General features: G+C 40.6%; 6 protein-coding genes and 1 pseudogene. All 7 read left to right on the plus strand.

Annotated elements, in window-relative coordinates:
- Window positions 1–281: 281 nt before the first annotated feature.
- Window positions 282–560, plus strand: a complete 279-nt coding sequence (locus tag R7R24_RS31005) for an HNH endonuclease (RefSeq protein WP_224721388.1) — start codon at window positions 282–284, stop codon at window positions 558–560.
- A 189-nt stretch (window positions 561–749) separates the two neighbouring features.
- On the plus strand, window positions 750–1,127 hold the full coding sequence (locus R7R24_RS24000) for a VOC family protein (RefSeq protein ID WP_140340774.1): 378 nt from the start codon (window positions 750–752) through the stop codon (window positions 1,125–1,127).
- Between the two features lie 290 nt (window positions 1,128–1,417).
- Window positions 1,418–1,774 (plus strand): annotated as a pseudogene (locus R7R24_RS24005) (class IV adenylate cyclase); the annotation flags it as partial.
- A gap of 693 nt (window positions 1,775–2,467) precedes the next feature.
- On the plus strand, window positions 2,468–3,073 hold the full coding sequence (locus tag R7R24_RS24010) for a hypothetical protein (RefSeq protein ID WP_054579719.1): 606 nt from the start codon (window positions 2,468–2,470) through the stop codon (window positions 3,071–3,073).
- Between the two features lie 138 nt (window positions 3,074–3,211).
- Window positions 3,212–3,427 (plus strand): hypothetical protein, encoded by a 216-nt coding sequence (locus tag R7R24_RS24015; RefSeq protein ID WP_080607094.1) that lies wholly within the window; start codon window positions 3,212–3,214, stop codon window positions 3,425–3,427.
- A gap of 256 nt (window positions 3,428–3,683) precedes the next feature.
- Window positions 3,684–4,160, plus strand: a complete 477-nt coding sequence (locus R7R24_RS24025; protein WP_025559909.1) for a GNAT family N-acetyltransferase — start codon at window positions 3,684–3,686, stop codon at window positions 4,158–4,160.
- A gap of 147 nt (window positions 4,161–4,307) precedes the next feature.
- On the plus strand, window positions 4,308–4,907 hold the full coding sequence (locus tag R7R24_RS24030) for a glutathione S-transferase family protein (protein WP_054579718.1): 600 nt from the start codon (window positions 4,308–4,310) through the stop codon (window positions 4,905–4,907).
- Window positions 4,908–5,133 lie beyond the last annotated feature (226 nt).

Genomic DNA, 5,133 nt, shown 5'->3' on the forward strand with positions numbered 1-5,133 from the left:
AGTGTTGGCACTGAAGAAATTCGTATAACAAATTGTTCAAGAGTGATTCGGCACGCGTGGCATTTTTACTATGCGTTGGTTTTAGTGGTTAAGGTGTTATGCGGAACCTTCGGTATTGCATGCCTCACACCTAAACAAGGCGTTAGGCTCCGAGGAAGCAATGAGAAAGAAAGTAGAAGAGCGCTTAAATAGGCTTAATAAAGGATGCTGTCCAGTTCATGGGGGGTCTATGTCTCAGGTTGAAGGGTGGTATGAAAATGATCAGGGTATAAACTACACCGTTGTCGGATGTTCTCGAAACGCTAACTGTTGATCATTTTGTCCCCGAGTCTCGAGGAGGTAAAACAGAACTCTCAAATTTATTTCCGTGTTGTAAAACCTGTAATTCCTCAAAAGGAACTAAAGACATTGAGGAGTTTAGGTTTTTATGTCAAATGAAGGCGTTCAAAAAAGAGCACGGAGTAGAGTTCAATCGAGAGCAGATTAACTTTTTATCCAAAAGTGGATTTGACATTCAATTGAATCAACATGACTTTTGGTTCGAGGAAAACAGAGCCTAACAATCTGTTTAAGAGGGATTCGCAACGCGTGGCATTTTCACTATGCGTTGGTTTTAGTGTTTAAGGTGGTATGCGGCGGCTTGAGTATTGCGTTGCTCACCCCTTAACAGGGCGTTATGTTGAATAGGGCTTCAAAGCCCACAGGTATTCAGCTAATCTCTTCTTCCACACAATATCTTAGGTATATACATGATTGATCACGTTACAATTCCCGTTAGTGATTTAGAAAGAAGCCGGAAGTTTTATGAAGAAGCTTTTAGTCCACTAGGGTACAAAATTGCATTTGGTGAAAAAGGTAAATTTTGGGCTTTCGACCTCGGTAAGGGCTTCTTATTCGAGATCTGTAGTGCTAAGACTGAGGGTGCTTTAACGAGCTTTCATATTGCCTTCCGTGTGGCGAGTCAGCAAAAGGTTCGAGAGTTTTATAACTCAGCTATTTCAGCAGGAGCGCGAGACAACGGAGCTCCAGGACCGCGACCTCACTATACCGAGAACTATTATGCCTGCTTCGTTCATGATCCAGATGGTCATAATATTGAAGCTGTCTTTGACACCTGGAAGTCTTGATGCAGTTGAAAATGCGGTAAAAGTTTAATGTAAAACACGTGCTGAGTTTCAACATAACAAACTGTTCAAGAGTGATTCGCAACGCGTGGCATTTTTACCATGCGTTGGGTTAAGTGATTAAGGTGGTATGCTGCGGCTTTTGTATTGCGTTGCTCACACCTTAACAGGGCGTTATGCGTACGATCATGATTAGCTACTCACTTTTATGGTAAAATTCGCATTTTGTTATAGGATCCCAAGATGAGCGATGAGCATTTTCAGGGTAAATATGAGGTAGAGCTAAAGTACCTATGAAGCCTTCGGGTATTAAGCTTTGGACTGTAAAAGGCCCTGAGGCAGACCGATGTGAAGCGACTAATATCACTGATGCAGAAAATGCTAAAAGTATGCTTGAAACTATGGGGTACGAAATTACGTTAAAGGCTACCAAAACTCGAAGTATCTATTTCGTTGGCAAGTTTCATATCACGGTTGACTCATTAGATGGAATTGGCGACTTTGCTGAGTTCGCTATCATGACAGACGATGAATCAATGCTAATTGCTTATAGGTCGGAACTTGAAGCCCTAGCCAGCAAGTTTGGGTTGACAGGTTCAGCATTGCAGAATAAATCCTATAAACAGATGTTCGCGGAAAAGTACGCATAACAAAGCATTTAAGAGTGATTCGCAACGCTTGGCATTTTTCATTTCATCGTTGGTTTCGTGTTTACGGTGGTATGGTTTAGTTTTGTGGTAGCGTTGCTCACACCTTAATGCGGCGTTAGTACGGGTTTGACATCAAAGGTTATAAGTTTTGGTGTTTATCTGTTTTGGCGCTCGTCTTTACACCTTAAAGTTAGTGCCTTTCACGTTCTTTCCGGTGGCACTATATGCGGAGTGTTCGCTTTGATTTTACCGTTTACGGTTTCTAACTCTTAGCCTATTTCTTTGGCGCTTTTTCGCTTCCGCTGTACTTCCGAAGTGAATCCTATCTTTCTTTGAGTGTTGCCATCAAAGTGCGAGGATCGAATCCTTTTCTAATTTGAAGTGAGTGAAAGTAGGGGCGTTCAGTGCGTTTTTCTTCTAGCCAACTTTCGTCTCTCAATACGGTAAAGTTTTGTAGCTGCCCGTCTCACTTCAGTGTTCAAAGCCTTTCATATCATGCCACTTTTCAATATCTTGGAGCGCATAAATAGAAGTAGCGCATGTACTAACAAATTGCTTAAGAGTGATTCGTAACGCGTGGCATTTTTACTATGCGGTGGCTTAGGGTGATTAAGGCGCTGTGCGGTAGCTTTTGTATTGCGTTACTCACACCTTAGCAAGGCGTTATGCTTCTCAAGGATGGGAATATATTCAATGAATAAAAAATCTATTAAACTCGCAGAGTTTGTGAAAAATCTTACCGATTTTGAATTTGTTTCAGAGCTAGATGGAAACTATGGCAATATGGGTGCCACTATAATAGATGGTATTCTTCAAGCAGGAATAAACTACAATTCGACAGTTAAGCCAAGGGTTACCAAATTCCTGACGGAGTACCCAGAATGTAAAACGACTTCTCAGTTTATTGATCTATACAACACAGTTACTCTTTCCGAGTTAATAAATTGGAAGCAAAGCTCTAAGACCGTGAGAATCGAAACTTTATCTGAGTTCTTGAAATCTAATGATATTGAGACCATAGAAGACTTTAGTAGTTGGTTAGCTGATGATTCTAATCTCGAATTACTAAAGAAGTTACCTGGAGTAAAGTGTAAGACCGCTGATTATTTTAGAATTTTGACTGGGCATGAAACTAATGCTATTGATAGGCATTTAATTAATTTCATAAAGCTATCTGGTTCTCAAGTTTCAAGTTATAAAGAAGCGCATAATATAGTTTCCGAAACATCAGAAATATTAGGAATAAAAGAATCATTATTTGATCATAGCATATGGAAATACATGTCTTCCAAAGCATAACAAACTGTTTAAGAGTGATTCGCAACGCTTGGCATTTTTACTATGCGTTGGTTTTAGTGATTAAGGTGGTATGCGGAAGCATCGGTATTGCGTTGCTCACACCTTAACAGGGCGTTATGTGTGTTGAGGAATTCCATCATGAAGTTAGAGAATAAACCCAAGTTTCCAATTTCAGTTACTTTTCTGGAAGATGGGGAAGTATGGGTACTTGATAATATTAACGAGCTTGGTTCAAACCTTGAGTGGTTCGACTCAAGTGACCCAGAAGAGGAAGCTGTGGTAAAGGATGCTGAGAATCGAGAAGTTGTTCTTGTTGTAGAAAAACTTGAAGTGAAAGAGTTTAAGCTTGCTTAAAGCTGAATTATACAAGCTCCGATCGTCTTACAATAATGCAGGTAGTAGAGTCTGATAAACTAAAAGCCTTTAGCATTCGCGTTACCAAAGACCGGAATGGCAAGCGAAAATAACACACATAACAAACTGTTCAAGAGGGATTCGCAACGCGTGGCATTTTCACTATGCGTTGGTTTTAGTGTTTAAGGTGGTATGCGGCGACTTTTGTATTGCGTTGCTCACCCCTTAACAGGGCGTTATACGATTAAGGAGAGAAATGAAGCCTGATTTACACGGAGGTAGAATTGTTTTGAGGTCAATTCAAACGAATGATTCTGATGATTTGTTTGAAATTTATGGTGATATTCAAACAATGGAATTTGCCTCAGACCCAGTTTTTACATCGAAAGATATGATAGTTCAGATGCTAGAAAGTGTCGTCCGGCTGGAGAAATCAGGTGAATCGTTGGAATGGGCGATTATGGATCAAGCGACAAACAAAGTTATTGGAACCTGCGGCTTACATAGTTTTAGTGATAACAGTGATTCCTGTGAGGTCGGATGCTTACTAAATTCATCGTACTGGCGACAAGGGTATATGTCGGAAGCTCTTAGTTTATTATTTTCTCATGCTAAATCTTTGGGCATTGAAAGACTGTATGCAGATATTGATGAGGGTAACTTTCGGTCTCAAGCTTTGTTTAATAAGCTAGGTTTCAAAGCTAAAAACGGTCAGTTTCAGCGCTTGCTGTGAGGCATCGTATAACAAACTGTTCAAGAGGGATTCACAACGCGTGGCATTTTCACTATGCGTTGAATTTAGTGCTTAAGGTGGTATGCGGCGGCTCCGGTATCGCGTTGCTCACCCCTTAACAGGGCGTTATGCTTTTCGGGAGGATATATGGAAGTTTCGTTGTATAGCGCAGAAGGTTCGAATAGCTCTGAAAGGGTGGAGTGGGTGCTCAATTTTAAGGGTATACGTTACGATAGAATTGAGGTCAGCTCTGACGAACTAACGACAACATACCTAGATATAAATCCTTTTGGCTATGTCCCATCTCTTTCTGTCGATGGTTCGGTATTTTCTGAATCAATGGCAATTGTTGAGTATTTGGAAGAACGCTTTCCTAATCCAAGCTTGTTTGGTAAAAGCCTCAATGAAAAAACGCACATCCGCAGAGTTTGTGAGTACGTAAACTCCAGTATTCACTCTCCCCAAAATAGAACAGTATTAAGGTTTATGCGTCCAGAGTTAAATGAGACGTCAAAGCGCGAACTCCGTGGAGACTGGATCATGCGTTGCTTAGAGAAGTTAAGTACATCGATCTGTTGCGAATCAGGATTTTCAGTGGGTAACGACTTTAGCGTAGCCGATATATTTGTGGCTTCAATCTACAAAAAAGCGTTGCAACATGGTTGTGCGAGAAACGGATTTTACGACAAGCATTTGATGTACATAAGGGCAAATGACAGTGTCGTGGTTTCAGAACCACAAGCATAACAAACAATTTAAGAGTGATTCGGCACGCGTGGCATTTTTACCATGCGTTGGTTTTAGTGATTAAGGCGGTATGCGGTGGCATTGGTATTGCGTGCCTCACACCTTAATTGGGCGTTATACGAATAGAGGGAAATTATGTACAAAAATACTGATTTTAACTTGGATTCAAAAGAGTTCAGGTTTAAGAAAGACTCATATCCTTTGTCTAAGATAAACAATGTTAGGG

Source organism: Vibrio sp. 704, from assembly GCF_033339295.1.

What these genes read in the sequence shown, in the direction of transcription:
- R7R24_RS24025 (WP_025559909.1), top strand. Translation starts at nt 3,684, where the DNA reads ATGAAGCCTGATTTACACGGAGGTAGAATTGTTTTGAGGTCAATTCAA.
- R7R24_RS24000 (WP_140340774.1), top strand. Translation starts at nt 750, where the DNA reads ATGATTGATCACGTTACAATTCCCGTTAGTGATTTAGAAAGAAGCCGG.
- R7R24_RS24030 (WP_054579718.1), top strand. Translation starts at nt 4,308, where the DNA reads ATGGAAGTTTCGTTGTATAGCGCAGAAGGTTCGAATAGCTCTGAAAGG.
- R7R24_RS24015 (WP_080607094.1), top strand. Translation starts at nt 3,212, where the DNA reads ATGAAGTTAGAGAATAAACCCAAGTTTCCAATTTCAGTTACTTTTCTG.
- R7R24_RS24010 (WP_054579719.1), top strand. Translation starts at nt 2,468, where the DNA reads ATGAATAAAAAATCTATTAAACTCGCAGAGTTTGTGAAAAATCTTACC.